Below are 15,268 nucleotides of genomic sequence, written 5' to 3' on the forward strand. Positions count from 1 at the left end.
CCTCAGGTCGTCCCGGTCGTGCACGGCCACCCTCGCCCGAGCCGGGCCCGAAGGGCAAGCCCGGCACCGGCTCCCGCCCGCTCACCGCGCACGGTCGCCGAAGCCCGTACGGCGCCACAGCTCCTCCTGCACCCCGAGCCGCTCGCGCAGCCGGGTCATCCGGGGCAGCTTGGCGCGCTGTTCGCGCGAGACCCGGTCCAGCTCCTCCAGCAGCCGGTGGGTGCGGTGCTCGGTGTCCATCTCGTCGATGATCCGGGTGGTCTCGGTCAGTACGGCACCCAGCAGCTGCCAGTTCGCCCAGTCCGCGCTGATCTCCTCGCGCAGCTGCTCGGCCAGCCGGTCCCGGGTGCCGGCCGCGGTGTGCAGCTCGGCCGTCAGCCGGGACTCCGCGGACTCGGCGTCCGCACTCAGATGGGCCGTCACCAGCACCGCGAAGCTGACCACCGCGTCGCCGATCTCCGACAGCAGCTCCTCCACTGTCGCCCCGACCCGGGGCGGGAACAGATAATCGGACTCGCGGGCCTTCGCCAGGTCGGTGAAGGAACGGGCCAGCACCCGCAGCACCACCGTGCAGATCTCCAGCGTGTCCAGACCGGTGCGCAGCACCACCCGGTGCAGCAGCCCCTCCTTGACCCGCGGATTGAGCCGCAGACTGTCCTCGGCCTGCCGCAGCGAGGCGTCGACCTCCGCGATGTACTGGTCCAGCCGGCGCGCCTCGTGCAGCCGCTCGGCCGCCCGCTCCCAGGGGATGCGGTCCGCGGCCTCCTCACCCATCCGCAGCATCAACTGCCGCACCCGGCGCGCCAGGTCCTCGATCGACCGGCCGGCCGCGTCCACCCACACCGGGGGCGGCAGCAGCAGATTGCAGGCGGTGCCGACGACCGCGCCGATCAGCGTCTCCACGATCCGCGCCCAGGCGGTGAACCCGACCGTGGTCACCCCGAGCACCAGCATCGCGCTGATCGCCACCTCGGCGACGTACTCGTCCACCCGCACCAGATGGCCGACGCCCAGCGAGGCCACGATCAGCAGCGCGAGGCTCCACCAGGTCAGGCCCACCAGCACACTGAAGGCGATGGCGACCAGGACGCCGGCCACCACCGCGTTCACCCGGCGGATGCCGTTGGTGAGGGTGGCGTAGAACGTCACCTGGACCACCAGCAGCGCGGTCAGCGGCGAGGTCAGCGGGGCCGGCTCCGGACTGAGCCGGAGCGCGATGACATAGGCGATCGTCGCCGCCGTGGCCGACCGCAGCGTCTGGACGACCACCGGCTCCCGGCGACGCTTCGCCAGGCGCAGCAGCCCCTCGGTCCCCTTGTGTACCCAGTGCATCCCTTGGCCTGTTCCCGTTCCTCGGGTGCGTCGAACGTGGCTGTTCGAGGGGGGGCGCGGGGTTGGGCCGTACGGCGGGGGTGGGGCCGGTGAGCTCAGACGTACAGCCTTCTGACGTACAGCCTTCAGACGTACAGCTTGTCGAGGAACGCGGCCAGATTGCCCGTCGTCCGCGCGATCTGCTCCGCCACGGTCAGGCTCTCCTCGATCCGCATCCCGGTGTCGGGGGTCTTCTTGCCGCGCACATACAGCGAGCACGCCAGGTCCGTGCACATGTACAGGCCGACCGAGTTGCCCTCGCGGCCCGCCGTGCCCGCCTTGCGCGCGGTCATCAGGGAGACCCCGCCGCCGCGATGGGTGGTCAGGCACAGGGAGCACATGCTGCGGTGCAGGAAGCCGCGCTGGGAGGAGGGGTAGCGCAGCGCGACGCCGACCAGCCTGCCCTCCCGCTCGGTGGCCAGATAGCTGCGGTCGGGCGCGCCCGGATCCCGCCAGCCGAGGAAGTCCAGGTCCTCCCAGGGCCGTTCCTCCAGGTCCCGCGGCACGGCGAGCCGCTTGGCCTCACCCTTCGAGCAGTTCACGAAAGAGCTGCGGATGTCCTGCTCGGTGAGCGGCTTCATGGAAAATCCTTCGTCGTACGTGCGCCGGACCCGGGAAGATAGGGCCCCTGATCAGCCTAGGTACCTCAGGGGAGGGTAGGCCAGTGGATTTCCCGGACGGGCTTTCGACCCGTGCCCTGCGCGCGCTGCGCCATGTGGCCGCCCGAGCCTGCGGGCCCCCGCTCGCCCCCGGCCCGCGCATCACCCTCAACTTCCACCCGGACCGGCTCTCGGGCGGCCTGCCGATTCTCACCTCGCTCGCCAGGGACGGCGTCTACCACTCCCAATTCGTCACCGGCACCAGCAACGGCGGGCTCACCGCGCACCGGCGCGGCGACCGGTGGCGCTGGGAGAGCCGGATCTTCGGGGGCGCCTACGACGACGCCGAGCCCGCGGAGCGGCCGGTGTACGGCGCGTTGGACTTCCGCCGCCAACTGGTGGGCGCCGCCCCACGCTTCGGCTCCTCACACCTACGGCTCACCGCCCACGCCACGGCCCGCGCGACCTTCTGCTACCCGGACAGCGCCGCGGAGCCCACGGACTTCGGCACGGCCGCCGCACTGAGCCTGATCGCCCTCGCCGAGGCGGACGGGTTCAGGAGGCCGTCGGAGGTGAGGACGTAACCGGGGTGCTATTTCGGGAGGAAGGGGAGGTGCCGGGCGACTGTCTCCACCGGAGCGCTGGGATAGCTCGCGTCCACCTGCAAACGCTCTGGCACACCCTGGCCCGCTTCGGCGCGCCGGAGGGGGCGGGTACGGCGTGTGCCGAGGGGGTGTGGGTGGCGGGCTGAGTCGGTGGTTTCGTTCCGGTGGGGGGAACGCATGGGGTTCTTGCTTAGCTCACAGCATGAACTAAGGGTTGGTGGAAAGTCGCGTTCCGGTCGCCCGAAGGAGTATGTTGCAGGTCGGGCATGGTTCGTGAAAGGAGCCGCATGGCGGGGCGGAACGGGCGCACGGTGCGTGACCTTCGGCGGGGCAACCGTACCGCCGTGTTGCAGCGGCTGTACTTCGACGGTCCGTTGAGCCGGTTCGAGCTGGGGCCGGCCACCGGTCTCAGCTCCGGGTCGGTCAGCAATGTGGTCGCCGATCTGGTCGCCGACGGGCTGGTCGAGGAGGCCGGCAGCGTCGACTCCGACGGCGGCCGGCCGCGCACGCTGCTGCGCGTCGCCCCGGACAGCGGACAGATGATCGGCGTCGACGTCGGCGAGACCCGGGTGCGGGTCGAGCTGTTCGACCTCGCCCTGAACGAACTCGCCCGCACCGAACGCCCATTGACCGCCCAACGGTACGACGCCGAAGTCATCGCCGGACATATCCGCGAGGGCGTCGCCGAGGTGCTGCAAGCCCAGGAGGCCGTGCCGGAGCGGCTGTTGGGCATCGGGGTCGGGGTCCCCGGCATCGTGGAGCACACCGCCGACCGGGGTGCCGTCGTCCATGGGCAGACCATCGGCTGGGACGCGGTCCCGCTGGAGCAGCTGCTCCGGGCCACCTCCGAACTGCCGCAGAGCGTGCGGTACTTCATCGACAACGGCGCCAAGACCCTGGGCCAGGCCGAGATGTGGTTCGGCGCCGGACGCGGTGCCCGCAATGCCGTCGTCGTGCTGTTCGGCTCCGGCGTCGGCGCCTGCCTGGTGACCCCCGAGGTGGAGCGCGGGCGGGCCGTCGAGTGGGGGCATCTGACGGTACGGGTGCGCGGGCGCCGCTGCCGCTGCGGTGCTCCGGGCTGCCTGGAGGCGTACGCGGGCGCGGAGTCGCTGCTCGCCCGCTGGCGCGAGGAGGGCGGCCGGCCGCCGGCCGAGGCCGACGAGGAGACCGCGCTCACCGCCATGCTCGCGGCCGCCTACCCGGCGGACGCCGCCGCGGCGGACCCGGTGGCACTGGCCGTCCTGGAGGAGACCGCCGAGTACCTCGGGGCGGGCCTGTCCGACCTGATCAACCTCTTCCAGCCCGAGCGGATCATCGTCGGCGGCTGGGCCGGGCTCCAGCTCGGCACCCGCTTCCTGCCCGCCGTGCGCCGGCATGCGACGACGTACGCCCTGCGGCATCCCGCCGACAAGGTCACCATCGAACTCGGCCGCCTCGGCCCGGACGCCGTGACCGTCGGCGCCGCGATCCTCCCCCTGGCCGACTTCTTCACCAGCGGCGGCCACCGCCCGGCCCCGGCCCCCGAGAGCCCGCTCCCCGCCTGGCGGACGGCGTTGCGGGAGCGGACTCCGGGCGCGTGACGTGCGCCTGACGTGCCTTCAGGAACCCCTGGTCCGGAGCCTCAGGCCTCGGTGAGAGTGCGGCCGAGGAGCGGCAGCAGCCGGTCCCAGTGGCGCTGGAACGCGGCCGCGTCGAAGGCGTCGGTGTCCGACATGGTGAATCCGTGGACGGCGCCGGGGTAGACCTCGGTGCTGTGACGGACCCCCGCGGCCTCGAACGCCTCCTCGATCGTGGCGATGCCCTCGGGCGTCATGTCCTGCTCGGCGAGGCCGAGATGCACCTCGGCGGTGAGGTGCTCCGGGATGAGCAGATGCGGGCTGTCGGGTTCCTCGGTGATCAGGAAACCGGGGTGGAACCCGGCGACCGCGGCCACCCGGTCCGGATGGGCCGTCGCGGTGCGCATGGCCAGGACGGCGCCCATGCAGTAGCCGATCGCGGCGACGGGCCCGGCGGCGACCTCGGGCCGGTCGGCCAGGAAGGCGAGGTAGGCGTCGGCGTCGCGCAGGACGCGTTCGGTGGTGTGCGCGTCGACCAGCGGCATCAGCTGGGCGATGACCTTGGGCCGGATCTCCTCGCCGATGTGCTCGGGCAGGTCGATCAGCGGCGCCGGGCCCTGCCGGTAGTAGACGTTGGGCACGAGCACGTAGTACCCGTGTCCGGCCAGTTCCCGGGCCATCTCCTCCAGCACCGGCCGCAGGCCGAAGGCGTCGGGGTACACCAGCACCGCGGGATGGGGCCGGTCGTCGTCGGGAAAGGCGGCGAACGCGTCGGCGACGCCGTCCGGGGTGGGAATGCGCAGAGTCTCGGTGGGCATGATCGACCATCCTTGCCCGCGTCGCCGACCCGCGCAAGGGAGATCAACCGCGCGGGGGACGGCGGACGTTCAGGCAGGTGACTCGTCCGGGCCCGGATGCTCGGGGTGGACGGTGCCCGTGTGCGGCGCGCCGCGGGGGCCGGTACCGGCCTCGTCCGTGTCCGGCAGTTCGTCCCCGGGAGCCCCGCCGTCCCCGCCGTCTCCGTCGTCCTCGTCGTTTCCGCCGCCCTTGTCCGCGGGCAGGTCCCACGGATCGTCGGATCGCGCCTGCTGGTCGGGCATGTCCCTGGGGACCGGGTCCGGCTCCGGTGCCCCGACGGGTTCCTGTGCGCGCTGTGCGGCCATGATGTTCTCGCCTTCCTCTCCTTGCCGTGCGGTCAGAGCGTCATCGCGGGTCAGCCCACCTTGCGGCCGTGCAGCGGCGCGGTGTCCAGCCCGCCGCCCCGCTGGAGTCCCTCCAGGAACTCCTCCAGTACCTCGGTCGCCGTCCACCGGGGCCGCCAGCCCAACTCCTCGTGCGCGCGAGCGCAGTCCATCAGCGGGAGCCGCAGTACCGCGTCGAACAGATGCGGGGACGCCGGCAGCAGACGCAGGTTCCAGGCCGCGGCGACGGCCGAGCGGACGGCCGTACGCGGGAGCCGTACCGGACGTGCGCCGAGCAGTTCGCCGAGGACCGCGGCGTCGAGCGGCGGGTCGGCCGCGAGGTTGAAGGCGCCCCGGGCCGTCCCCGAGCGCACCGCGAGCCGGTAGGCCTCGGCGGCGTCGTCGGTGTGCAGTGCCTGGACGCGCAGGCCGGGCACGTCCGGCAGCACCGGCAGCAGCTCGGGCCGGGCCAGCGATCCTGGCAGGAAGCGGCCGCCGAAGATCCGACGCTGCTCGCTCGCCGACTCCCGCTTGAACAGGAACGCCGGCCGCATCCGCACCACCCGCACGTCCGGATGATCGCGTTCGAACACGTCCAGGGTGCGCTCCAGATACGCCTTCTCCCGGCAGTACGCGGCGTCCGGCCAGCCGTGCGTCGGCCAGGACTCGTCCACCGCGTGGTCCTTGGGACCCGGTGAGTACGCCCCCACGGACGAGGCGTGCACCAGCACCGGCACCCCGGCCGCGGCGACCGCCTCGAACACCCGGATGCCGCCGAGCACATTGGTCCGCCAGGTGGCCGCCGGATCGTGCGTCGGCTGGAACGCCCACGCCAGATGGACCACCGCGTCCGCGCCCGCGAACCGCTCCGCGAGATCCGCCCGGTCCGACGCCAGATCGACGGCGGACCACTCGGTCCCCGGCGGCGACCACTGCGGCATCCGGCGCGCGAGGCCCCGTACCGAGGCGACCTCGGGATCCTGGGAGAGCAGGCGCACCACGCTCGTACCGACATTGCCGGTGGCCCCCGTGACCACCACCGTGCTCCCCGCTGAGCTGCTCACCTTCGGCTCCTTCCGTCCTTCGGCGAAGGGTCCGCCTTGCGGCGCGGGTCCGCGACGACCGGCCGGGTACCCGGGCGACTCGCCCGCACACGCGTACCGGGGACTCGGACACACGTGCTTGACGTGCCGGGTAATCGACCGCGCGGTCCGTTTTCGGCACCATCGGGATCATCGGCGGACCGCTGCCCCCACGCGCCCGCCGCCGCGCGCGCCGTATCCCGAGGAGGACCCCCATGCCGTACTACGAGAGCCCCGTCGACGGCACCCGGCTGCACTACGTCGACCACGGTCCCGCCCGCGGTGCCGTCGCCGTCTTCGTCGCCGGCGCCTATCTCGGCCATGAGATGTGGGAGCACCAGATGCTGCCGCTCGCCGAGGCCGGGTACCGCTGCGTGGGCCTGGACCGGCGCGGTCACGGGCGCTCGGACGACGTCTGGTCGGGATACGACCTCGACACCCTCGCCGACGACCTCCAGGGGCTCCTCGACCACCTCGACCTGCGCGAGGCCACCCTGATCGGGCACTCCGTCGGCACCGCCGAGGTGGTGCGCTGCCTGACCCGGCACGGCTCGTCGCGGGTGGCCGGGGCCGCGCTGGTGTGCGGGGTCAGTCCGGGCATCGTCCGCTCGAAGGGGCTGCCCGACGGCCTGGATCCGGCGCTCGTACGGGCCGACGAGGAGCTCTTCCGGCGTGACCGGCCCGCCTGGTTCACCCGTTTCGCGGACGCCTTCTTCGCCGTCACCAGCGCGGGAAACGAGGTCTCCGACGCCTGTACGCGCTATCTGATCGACCGCTGTCTGGTGGCCACGCCGCGCGCCGCCACCGCCGTACGGTCCGTCGTGACCGGCCTCGACCTCACCGCCGAGCTGCCCGCCGTGGACGTACCCGTGCTCGTCGTGCACGGCACCCATGACACCTCCGCGCCCCTCGCCCATACGGGTGAGCGGCTGGCCCGGCTGGTGCCGGACGCCGTCCTGAAGGTGTACGAGAACGGCGGCCACGGCCTGTTCTTCACCCACGCGGAACGCCTCACCGCGGACCTGCGGGAGTTCCTCGGCGCGGCCGGGGCCACGGCGGCCACCACGGCCACCACCGGGATCTGCCGGATGCTGGCCGCGGCGGGCATCGGCGGATGAGCAGCCCCCGGCAGGGGGCGAGCGAGCGGGAAGCCGACCGGGCGGACGGCCGGGGAAACGAGGAAGCCCCGGCCGTGACGGGGGGATTCACGGCCGGGGCGGTCTGAGAGTGGGTGCGGACGGCGGTCGCCTCTCGGCGAAAGGCTCCACAGGGCTTCAGCCGAACGATCGTCCCTGTGGGCAGAAGGTGAGGCCCGGGGACACTGTCCCGTCCGTACCCACGCCTGGTTCAACGGGCGGCCGGCAGCCGCTGTTCCATCCCCGCCGGTGACCTGTGCCACACGGGAAACGCTCAGGTCAGCGGGCTGTCGCCGAGGTGGGCGAGCAGATCTGCGGGGTCCGCGTAGACCGCCTGCGCGCAGGCCTCCGCCAGATCGGCCCGGGGGATCCCGCCGCACAGCACGCCCAGGCACCGCACCCCGGCCCTGGCGCCCGCCCGCATGTCCCACACCGTGTCCCCGACGAACACCGCCCGCTCGGCCGGCACCCCGGCCGGCTCCAGCGCGTGCTCCACCGGCTCCGGAGCGGGTTTGCCCTCCTGTACGTCGTCGCTGCTCGCGGTGGCCTTGATCGCCTCGTCCGCGTCGATGGCCCGGCGCAGCGCGCCCAGCTCCGAGCCGCTCGCCGACGTGGCGAGGACGACCGTCCAGCCGTCCCGGTGCAGCCGTCGCAGCAGCTCACCGGCGCCCGGCAGGGCGGGGAGCCGGTCGAAGTACTGCCCGTACAGCGCCTTGTGCGCCGCGCTGAGCCGCGCGTCCTGCTCGCGGTCCTCGCCCAGCAGCTGCGCGATCAGGTCCGGGGAGCCGAGGCCGACGGCCCGGAGCACGGCGTGCATGGGCACGGCTCGGGACCGGGTACCACGTCAGGTTCCCGCCACGCGCGCCGGGACCCGTCCCTCGCGCGTCCAGCCCAGCAGTTCGTCCGCCGACCACGCGGTGACCACCCGCTCGGCCGGTACCCCGCACTCCTCGGCGCGGGCGCAGCCCAGGATCTGCCAGTCCAGCTGGCCGGGCGCGTGCGCGTCGGTGTCGATCGCGAAGAGGGTCCCGGCGGCCACGGCCCGGCGCAGCAGCCGGCGGGGCGGGTCCAGCCGTTCGGGGCGGCTGTTGATCTCCACGGCGGTGCCGGACCCGGCGCAGGCGGCGAACACCTCGTCCGCGTCGAACCGCGACTCCGGGCGCCCCCGGCCGGTGACCAGGCGACCGGTGCAGTGTCCGAGGACATCGGCGTGCGGATCGCGTACGGCGGCCACCAGGCGGCGGGTCATGGCGCGGGCGTCCATCCGCAGCTTGGAGTGCACGGACACCACGACCAGGTCCAGCCGCTCCAGCAGCTCGGGCTCCTGGTCCAGGGAGCCGTCGTCCAGGATGTCGCACTCGATGCCGGTGAGCAGCCGGAACGGCGCCCAGCGGGTGTTCAGGTCCGCGACCGCCTCCAGCTGCTCGCGCAGCCGCTCCGCGGACAGGCCCCGGGCCACGGTCAGCCGCGGCGAATGATCGGTGAGGACGGTCCACTCATGGCCGAGCGCAGCCGCAGCTCGCCCCATCTCCTCGATCGGACTGCCCCCGTCGGACCAGTCCGAGTGCGTGTGGCAGTCCCCGCGCAGCAGCGCCCGGAGCGCGGCACCGGGCCCCTCGCGGCCGATGTCCTCGCTCTCCTCCTCCAGCTTGCGCAGATATCCCGGCACCTCTCCGGCCAGCGCCTCCCGCACCACCTGCGCCGTCTTCGGCCCGATGCCCTTCAGCGACTCCAGCGATCCGTCCGCCGCCCGCGCGGCCGCTTCCCCGGGCGGGAGCTCGTCCAGCACCCGGGCGGCCGTTCGAAACGCCCGCACCCGATAGCCGGGCGCCAGCGACCGCTCCAGCAGGAAGGCGATCCGCTCCAGGGCGGCGACGGGTTCCATACGGCCAAGGCTGACACCGGGCGCCCCTCAGGGGCGCGGGGAACACACCACCCGCACCCCCCCCCGGGCGGCGCCGCGCCCCTACGGCGATCGGGGCTCGCGAATCTCCCTTCCAGGACGTTCCGTCCTAACCTGAATTGCATGACCGAACAAGCAGCCCCCTACATCCCCCAGCCGCGGATCTGGGTGCTGGGCGTGTGCCCCGGGAAGCCGGGTGAGCCGCCCTTCCGGATCATGGAGATCGACGGGGAGGTGATCGGCGCGGCCAGGAACGTCACCGATGTGCTGGAGGTCGCCGCCGCCTACGGGATCACCATCCACGACCTCGACGATCCGGACGTGGTCCGCTGGGTCGGCGGCGGCAAGTACACCTGGACCCTGCACTGAGCCGCCGGCTCAGCCCACCGTCCACTTCTGGTTGGCGCCGCCCGTGCAGGTCCAGATCTGCAACCGCGTGCCGTCGGCCGAGCTGTTCCCGGTGGCGTCCAGGCACTTGTTCGCCTGCGGGTTGACGATGTCGTGCGCACCGGTGACGGTCCACTTCTGGTTGGCGGCGCCGGTGCAGTCCCACAGCTGGACCGTCGAGCCGTCCGCCGTACCCCGGTCGGTCACGTCCAGACACTTGCCGAGCGCCCGTATCGTGCCGTCCGAGCCGACCGTCCAGGACTGCGCGGCGGTGCCGTTGCAGTCGTAGAGCTGGACCGGGGTGCCGTTCGCGGAGTTCGCGCCGGCCACGTCCGCGCACTTGCCGGCCAGCCCCCGGATCGGGAGCCCCGCCGCCGTGTCGCTGGTCGTGACGGAGACCGAGTCCACCACCAGCTGTGCCGGGAACGGGGTGCTGCCGTCCGGGTCGCCGGGCCAGTAGCCGCCGACCGCGAGGTTCAGGATCAGGAAGAACGGGCGGTCGTTGTACACCCAGGTCTTGCCGCCCAGGTCGGCGGGCGTGCGCTGCTCGTAGACGGTGCCGTCCACCGACCAGGTGATCGAGTCCGGTGCCCAGTCCACGGCGAAGGTGTGGAAGCCGTCCGCGAAGGCCTGCCCGTTCGGCAGGCTGTAGGCGGCGCCGATGCCGCCCGAGCCCGAGTAGCCGGGACCGTGGATGGTGCCGTGCACGGTCGAGGGTTCAAATCCGACGTTCTCCATCACGTCGATCTCGCCCGAGTCCGGCCAGTTCACCGGCGTGCCGAGCATCCAGAACGCGGGCCACATGCCCTGGCCCCGCGGGATCTTCATCCGCGCCTCGACATGCCCGTACCGTGCCTCGAACTTCCCGGCCGTGTTCAGCCGCGCCGAGGTGTACTGGCAACTGCCGTACCAGCACTGGTATCCGGCCGGGTTCTCCTTCTTGGCCGTGATCACCAGATGGCCCTGGCCGTCCAGGGCCGCGTTGTTGGTTCCCGAGGTGTAGTACTCCCGCTCGTGGTTGTTGACGTTGTCGCCCGTCTCCTGGGTCCACTTCGAGGAGTCGACCGCCGAGCCCGCGGGCCCGTCGAAGGTGTCGGAGAAGGTGCTCACGGTCGCGGCGGGGGCGATCCGGCCGGCGGGGCGCGCCTGCGCGGGGCCGACGGCGGCCGCGCCGACCAGCGCGGCGGACAGGGCGGCGAACAGGCAGCCGCGGAGCAGACGGGGGGAGGCCATGGCTCTCCGATCGGTGGGGGGAGGCTCTGGGGGGAGAGGCTCTCGGATGAAGCAATGTCTCTTGATTTAAGGAGTGAGATAAGGGGGCGTCAAGAGGCTGGTACAGACCCGCTGTCGACGGGTCGGCACCCCCGCCGGTTTCCGTTCACGCTCCCGGGGCACTCCGCCCGCGGACCCGCGTGCCGCCGCCCCGCCAGGGCCCCGGCGGTGCTTGGATGCACCGAGCGGCGAAGCGGACACACCGCCGCGAACCGGAGACGGCCGGACGAGAGCGGGGAAAGAGGAGGCGATGGATGCGACGGCGTACGACGCCTCGTGCGGTCCTCCTCGCCGGCGGTGAACTCCTCCTGTGGTGGGGTGCCTTGGCCCTGCTCTGGCTGGTGCTGATCAGCACCGTCGACACCCTGGAGCGGATCGTGGGCGCGAGCGTCGCCGCCGTGGGCGCGCTGCTGGCACGGGCCGGCCGGCGGGCGGTGACCTGGCGGTGAACGGCTGGATCCTGGCGGCGACCGTCGAGCTCGGCGGGGGAGGGGCGGCCGCCCTGTGGGGCGTGACCACCGGCCCCACCGCCCGCCGCGTCGTCGCCCAGAACCTCACCACCGCCGCCCTGTGCCCGGCCCTGCTGCTGCTCGCCCAGGGGTACGGCCGCCCCGCCTACGTCGACCTCGCCCTGCTGCTCGCCCTCCTCGGACCGGTCGGCACCCTGGTCTTCGCCCGGCTGCTGCACGAGGACCTGGAGGGGCGGCGACCGAGCGCCTGGGGACTCACCTATGCCGTGGCCGGAGTGGGCGCCGCGGTCGTGATCGCTCTCTGCGCGGCCACCGGACCGGGCCGGGCCATGGTGAAACTCCTGGTGATCGGCGCGCTGCTGATCGGCGGCAATCTGATCGCCTCCCGGGCCCTGGCGGGCGGCTTCCGGGGGGTGCGGGGTGGCTGACCCGGGACGGGAAGGCGGCCGGGGGAACAGGCGGGGGACCGGGGACGGGAGAGGTGCCGTATGTCCGATGCCCTGATCCTCGTGGCCCTGCTGCTCGTCGCCGCCACCGCGACCGCCGCCGTCGCCCAGCGCGACCCCGCCCGCCAGGCCCTGGTGCTCTCCGTCCTCGGCGTCTTCCTCGCCGTGCTGTTCACCGTGCTCCAGGCCCCCGACGTCGGCCTGTCCCAACTCGCGGTGGGAGCCGCCCTCACCCCGCTGCTGATCATGCTGTCGGTGCGCAAGATCCGGCGCCGCCGCCGGGACCGGGACGGCGCGCGATGAGCCGGCGGCTGCGGCTGTGGCTGCTCGCCGTCGGCGGTGCGGGGCTCGCCGCCCTGCTGGCCGCCGCCTGCCTCGACCTGCCCGGATTCGGCGGCCGCTCGCACCCCTACGGCACCCGGGCCGTGCGCGCCTCCCTCGCCCGGCACACCGCCAACACCATCGCCTCCGTCAACTTCGACCAGCGCGCCTACGACACCCTCGGCGAGATGAGCATCCTGTTCGCCGCCGTCCTCGGCTGTGTGGTGCTGCTGCGCCAGGCCCGCGACGAACACCGTGAGCGGCCGCGGCCGGCCGAAGTGGCCCGGCCGGTACGGCGCTACGCCCTCCTCGTCGTCCCCGTCGCCCTGGTCTGCGGCCTGTACATCGTCGCCCACGGCCAGCTCAGCCCCGGCGGCGGCTTCCAGGGCGGAGTGGTCGCCGCGACCGCCCTGCACCTGCTCTACCTCGGCGCCGACTACCGCGCGCTGGAACGCGTCCGCCCCCTCGGCGCCTTCGAGGCCACCGACGCCCTGTCCGTCTGCGCCTATCTGGTGCTGGGCCTCGCCGGGGTCCTGGCCGGGACCGCGTTCCTCGCCAACACGCTGCTGCCGTACGGCACGTTCGACACGCTGTCCTCCGGCGGCTTCGTACCGCTGCTGAACGCCGCCGTCGGCATGGAGGTGGCGAGCGCGGTCGTCGTCCTGCTCGCCAACTTCCTCGACCAGGCCGTGGAGATCGTGGAGGAGAACGGCGGATGAGCGCACTGATGCAGTTCCTGCCGTACCTGATCGCCGCCTATGTCTTCCTGACCGGCTGCTACGGCCTCGCCACCAGCCGCAATCTGATCCATGCCGTCGGCTGCCTCTCGGTGTGCCAGGTGTCCACCTACATCCTGCTGCTGGCGGTCGGCTACCGGTCCGGCGGCACCGCGCCCGTCTTCTCGGACATCGAACCCGGCACCCGGCCACTGGTGGACCCGGTGGTGCAGGCCCTCACCCTCACCGACATCGTGGTCGGCGCCACCGTCACCGCGCTGCTGCTCGCCCTGGTGCTCCAGATCGTCAAGCGGCACGGCACCCTCGACCCGGACGAACTGCGGGAGCTGCGCGGCTGATGCACCATCTGCTTCCGCTCCTCGTCGCGGTGCCGCTGCTCGGGGCCGCCCTGCTGGCCGCCGCCGGGCGCCGGCTGCCGCGCCCCGCCGCCGAGCTGACCGGCCTCCTCGTCAGCGCCGCGACGGCCGCGCTCGCCCTCGTCCTGCTGCTCAACTCCTCGCCGCCCACGGTCGAATGGGTCGGCGGCTGGGTACCCGTCGGCGGGGAGAGCGTCGGCATCGAGGTGATCGGGGACGGCCCCTCCCTCGGCATGGCGACCCTCGTCTGCCTGCTCACCCTCTCCGCGCTCGCCTACTCCTGGCGCTACTTCGACGAGCCACCGCGCGGCCACGCCGGTTCGTTCCCCGCGCTGATGCTGGTCTTCCAGGGCGCCATGTGCGGATTCGCCCTCGCCGGCGACCTGTTCAACGCCTTCGTCTTCTTCGAGCTGATGAGCGTGGTGGCGTACGCGCTGACCGGCTTCCGCATCGACGAGGCCAAGGCCGTGCAGGGCGCGCTGACCTTCGGGGTCGTCAACTCGCTCGGCGCGTACGCCATGCTGACCGGCATCGGCCTGCTCTACGCCCGTACCGGCGAGCTGTCGATGCCGAAGATCGGCCGGGGCCTGGACGCCTCCGCCGGGCACGGCGGGCCGGACGCGCTGGTCCTCGCCGCGTTCGTCCTGGTGCTGACCGGGCTGCTGGTGAAGGCGGCCACCGTGCCCTTCCACTTCTGGCTCCCCGACGCCCACGCCGTCGCCCCCACCCCGGTGTGCATGCTGCTGTCCGGGGTGATGGTCGAACTGGGTGTCTACGGCGTCTGGCGCGTCTACGGCACCGTCTTCGCCGGACCCGGCGGCATCCCGGCCGCCGACCTGACCCGCGCCCTGGTCACCCTCGGCGTGCTCACGGCCGTCACCGGGGCCGTCATGTGCTGGTACCAGCGGCACATCAAACGGCTGCTCGCCTTCTCCACGATCGCGCACACCGGCCTGTTCCTGGTGGCCGTCGGCGTGCTCACCCCCGAGGGCGACGACGGAGCCGCCCTGTACATCCTCGGGCACGCCGGGGCGAAGGCCGCCCTGTTCGCCTGCGCGGGCGCCCTCCTCGACCGGTTCGGCAGCGTGGACGAGCACGAACTGCACGGCCGGGCGCGCGAACTGCGGGCCACCGGAGTGCTGTTCGCGGCCGGCGGGCTCGCCCTCGCGGGGCTGCCGCCCTTCGGCACCGGGCTCGGCAAGGCGGTCAGCGAGGAGGCGGTCGGCGGGCCCCTCACGGTGGTGTACGTGCTCGCGTCCGCGGTCACGGCGGGCGCGGTGCTGCGGGTCGCCGCCCGGGTCTTCCTCGGGCTCGGGCCGCCCCCCGAGGACACCGACGCGTACGAGACCAGCGGCTCGGCGGAGCGGCCCGAGACCTCCGGACTGCTGCGCCGGGTGCCGGACACCATGACGACGGTCCCGGCCGTGCTGCTCGCCGGAGCCCTCGCCGTGGGCACCGTCCCGGGCTTCGGCGACATCGTGGCCCGCTCGGTCAACGAGGCGGGCTCGGGCGGTGCCCGCGCCTCGGCCGCCTGGACGCCGCACGGCGTCCTGCTCGGACTGGTCTCCGCCGCTCTCGCCGTGGCCCTCGCCACCGCCGCCGTCACCCGCTCCCACCGCCCGGCCGCCCCCGCCTGGATGACACCCCTGCGCCGCCTCCAGTCCGGCCACGTCGGCGACTACGTCGCCTGGCTCCTGCTGGGCACCACCCTGCTGGCGGCGCTGGCCCTGCCGGGGGCGCTCGGCGGCTGAGCGGGGTTCAGCGCGCCCCGGGTAATGACTCTGCTTTACCGGAGCAAATTCCGCATCGTGCGTTCAAAGAATTGCTCTGCTCGCGATGAGAGTTT

General features: G+C 73.1%; 17 protein-coding genes and 1 pseudogene. 10 read left to right on the forward strand and 8 right to left on the reverse strand.

What is annotated here, in order from left to right:
* Positions 1-81: 81 nt before the first annotated feature.
* Entirely contained in the window at positions 82-1,332 is a 1,251-nt protein-coding gene (locus AB0N90_RS17115; RefSeq protein WP_361672892.1) for an aromatic acid exporter family protein, read from the reverse strand.
* Between the two features lie 125 nt (positions 1,333-1,457).
* A complete protein-coding gene (locus AB0N90_RS17120; RefSeq protein WP_365197211.1) occupies positions 1,458-1,952 on the reverse strand; it encodes an FBP domain-containing protein in 495 nt (164 codons plus the stop codon).
* An 83-nt stretch (positions 1,953-2,035) separates the two neighbouring features.
* Here AB0N90_RS17120 and AB0N90_RS17125 point away from each other — a divergent pair, with 83 nt between their 5' ends.
* Both AB0N90_RS17125 and AB0N90_RS17130 read left to right on the forward strand, forming a co-directional pair.
* A complete protein-coding gene (locus tag AB0N90_RS17125; RefSeq protein ID WP_365197213.1) occupies positions 2,036-2,554 on the forward strand; it encodes a DUF3626 domain-containing protein in 519 nt (172 codons plus the stop codon).
* 308 nt (positions 2,555-2,862) lie between these two features.
* A complete protein-coding gene (locus tag AB0N90_RS17130; RefSeq protein ID WP_365197215.1) occupies positions 2,863-4,155 on the forward strand; it encodes an ROK family protein in 1,293 nt (430 codons plus the stop codon).
* A 41-nt stretch (positions 4,156-4,196) separates the two neighbouring features.
* On the opposite strand, the gene AB0N90_RS17135 is transcribed toward AB0N90_RS17130, so the two are convergent.
* From AB0N90_RS17135 to AB0N90_RS17145, 3 genes are all read right to left on the reverse strand, one after another.
* Entirely contained in the window at positions 4,197-4,949 is a 753-nt protein-coding gene (locus AB0N90_RS17135; protein ID WP_365197218.1) for a dienelactone hydrolase family protein, read from the reverse strand.
* A 69-nt stretch (positions 4,950-5,018) separates the two neighbouring features.
* Positions 5,019-5,294, reverse strand: a complete 276-nt coding sequence (locus AB0N90_RS17140; RefSeq protein ID WP_365197221.1) for a hypothetical protein — start codon at positions 5,292-5,294, stop codon at positions 5,019-5,021.
* Between the two features lie 50 nt (positions 5,295-5,344).
* A complete protein-coding gene (locus tag AB0N90_RS17145) occupies positions 5,345-6,376 on the reverse strand; it encodes an SDR family oxidoreductase (RefSeq protein WP_365197224.1) in 1,032 nt (343 codons plus the stop codon).
* Between the two features lie 233 nt (positions 6,377-6,609).
* Here AB0N90_RS17145 and AB0N90_RS17150 point away from each other — a divergent pair, with 233 nt between their 5' ends.
* The gene (locus tag AB0N90_RS17150) at positions 6,610-7,512 is read left to right on the forward strand and encodes an alpha/beta hydrolase (RefSeq protein WP_365197227.1); all 903 of its coding nucleotides are present in this window, start codon (positions 6,610-6,612) and stop codon (positions 7,510-7,512) included.
* A 292-nt stretch (positions 7,513-7,804) separates the two neighbouring features.
* Here the strand turns inward: AB0N90_RS17150 and AB0N90_RS17155 are convergent.
* Together AB0N90_RS17155 and AB0N90_RS17160 are read right to left on the reverse strand one after the other, a co-directional pair.
* Positions 7,805-8,353 (reverse strand): annotated as a pseudogene (locus AB0N90_RS17155) (HAD family hydrolase); the annotation flags it as partial.
* 21 nt (positions 8,354-8,374) lie between these two features.
* Positions 8,375-9,415, reverse strand: a complete 1,041-nt coding sequence (locus AB0N90_RS17160) for a PHP domain-containing protein (protein ID WP_365197229.1) — start codon at positions 9,413-9,415, stop codon at positions 8,375-8,377.
* A 141-nt stretch (positions 9,416-9,556) separates the two neighbouring features.
* On the opposite strand from AB0N90_RS17160, the gene AB0N90_RS17165 reads away from it, so the two are divergent.
* Positions 9,557-9,802, forward strand: coding sequence for a hypothetical protein (locus AB0N90_RS17165; RefSeq protein WP_365197232.1), 246 nt, complete (start codon positions 9,557-9,559; stop codon positions 9,800-9,802).
* A 9-nt stretch (positions 9,803-9,811) separates the two neighbouring features.
* Here AB0N90_RS17165 and AB0N90_RS17170 read toward each other — a convergent pair whose 3' ends face one another.
* A complete protein-coding gene (locus AB0N90_RS17170) occupies positions 9,812-11,053 on the reverse strand; it encodes a family 16 glycosylhydrolase (protein ID WP_365197235.1) in 1,242 nt (413 codons plus the stop codon).
* 293 nt (positions 11,054-11,346) lie between these two features.
* Here AB0N90_RS17170 and AB0N90_RS17175 point away from each other — a divergent pair, with 293 nt between their 5' ends.
* From AB0N90_RS17175 to AB0N90_RS17200, 6 genes are read left to right on the forward strand one after another with little or no spacing between them, the layout of a single operon-like run.
* Positions 11,347-11,541 (forward strand): hypothetical protein, encoded by a 195-nt coding sequence (locus AB0N90_RS17175; RefSeq protein ID WP_361672861.1) that lies wholly within the window; start codon positions 11,347-11,349, stop codon positions 11,539-11,541.
* On the forward strand, positions 11,538-11,990 hold the full coding sequence (locus AB0N90_RS17180) for a monovalent cation/H+ antiporter complex subunit F (protein ID WP_365197237.1): 453 nt from the start codon (positions 11,538-11,540) through the stop codon (positions 11,988-11,990). The genes AB0N90_RS17175 and AB0N90_RS17180 overlap by 4 nt, the downstream gene beginning before the upstream one ends.
* Positions 11,991-12,050: 60 nt before the next feature.
* Complete coding sequence (locus AB0N90_RS17185) at positions 12,051-12,311, forward strand: hydrogenase subunit MbhD domain-containing protein (protein ID WP_037652431.1); 261 nt, start codon at positions 12,051-12,053, stop codon at positions 12,309-12,311.
* Complete coding sequence (locus tag AB0N90_RS17190) at positions 12,308-13,048, forward strand: MnhB domain-containing protein (protein ID WP_365197239.1); 741 nt, start codon at positions 12,308-12,310, stop codon at positions 13,046-13,048. The genes AB0N90_RS17185 and AB0N90_RS17190 overlap by 4 nt, the downstream gene beginning before the upstream one ends.
* The gene (locus tag AB0N90_RS17195; RefSeq protein ID WP_361672855.1) at positions 13,045-13,404 is read left to right on the forward strand and encodes a sodium:proton antiporter; all 360 of its coding nucleotides are present in this window, start codon (positions 13,045-13,047) and stop codon (positions 13,402-13,404) included. The genes AB0N90_RS17190 and AB0N90_RS17195 overlap by 4 nt, the downstream gene beginning before the upstream one ends.
* The gene (locus AB0N90_RS17200; protein ID WP_365197242.1) at positions 13,404-15,173 is read left to right on the forward strand and encodes a complex I subunit 5 family protein; all 1,770 of its coding nucleotides are present in this window, start codon (positions 13,404-13,406) and stop codon (positions 15,171-15,173) included. The genes AB0N90_RS17195 and AB0N90_RS17200 overlap by 1 nt, the downstream gene beginning before the upstream one ends.
* Positions 15,174-15,268 lie beyond the last annotated feature (95 nt).

It is taken from the genome of Streptomyces sp. NPDC093018, assembly GCF_040684035.1.
GTDB classification, from domain to species: domain Bacteria; phylum Actinomycetota; class Actinomycetes; order Streptomycetales; family Streptomycetaceae; genus Streptomyces; species Streptomyces murinus.

Coding starts and splice junctions, on each gene's coding strand:
- AB0N90_RS17115 (WP_361672892.1), bottom strand. CDS start 1,332: ATGCACTGGGTACACAAGGGGACCGAGGGGCTGCTGCGCCTGGCGAAG.
- AB0N90_RS17120 (WP_365197211.1), bottom strand. CDS start 1,952: ATGAAGCCGCTCACCGAGCAGGACATCCGCAGCTCTTTCGTGAACTGC.
- AB0N90_RS17130 (WP_365197215.1), top strand. CDS start 2,863: ATGGCGGGGCGGAACGGGCGCACGGTGCGTGACCTTCGGCGGGGCAAC.
- AB0N90_RS17135 (WP_365197218.1), bottom strand. CDS start 4,949: ATGCCCACCGAGACTCTGCGCATTCCCACCCCGGACGGCGTCGCCGAC.
- AB0N90_RS17140 (WP_365197221.1), bottom strand. CDS start 5,294: ATGGCCGCACAGCGCGCACAGGAACCCGTCGGGGCACCGGAGCCGGAC.
- AB0N90_RS17150 (WP_365197227.1), top strand. CDS start 6,610: ATGCCGTACTACGAGAGCCCCGTCGACGGCACCCGGCTGCACTACGTC.
- AB0N90_RS17160 (WP_365197229.1), bottom strand. CDS start 9,415: ATGGAACCCGTCGCCGCCCTGGAGCGGATCGCCTTCCTGCTGGAGCGG.
- AB0N90_RS17165 (WP_365197232.1), top strand. CDS start 9,557: ATGACCGAACAAGCAGCCCCCTACATCCCCCAGCCGCGGATCTGGGTG.
- AB0N90_RS17170 (WP_365197235.1), bottom strand. CDS start 11,053: ATGGCCTCCCCCCGTCTGCTCCGCGGCTGCCTGTTCGCCGCCCTGTCC.
- AB0N90_RS17175 (WP_361672861.1), top strand. CDS start 11,347: ATGCGACGGCGTACGACGCCTCGTGCGGTCCTCCTCGCCGGCGGTGAA.
- AB0N90_RS17185 (WP_037652431.1), top strand. CDS start 12,051: ATGTCCGATGCCCTGATCCTCGTGGCCCTGCTGCTCGTCGCCGCCACC.
- AB0N90_RS17190 (WP_365197239.1), top strand. CDS start 12,308: ATGAGCCGGCGGCTGCGGCTGTGGCTGCTCGCCGTCGGCGGTGCGGGG.
- AB0N90_RS17195 (WP_361672855.1), top strand. CDS start 13,045: ATGAGCGCACTGATGCAGTTCCTGCCGTACCTGATCGCCGCCTATGTC.
- AB0N90_RS17200 (WP_365197242.1), top strand. CDS start 13,404: ATGCACCATCTGCTTCCGCTCCTCGTCGCGGTGCCGCTGCTCGGGGCC.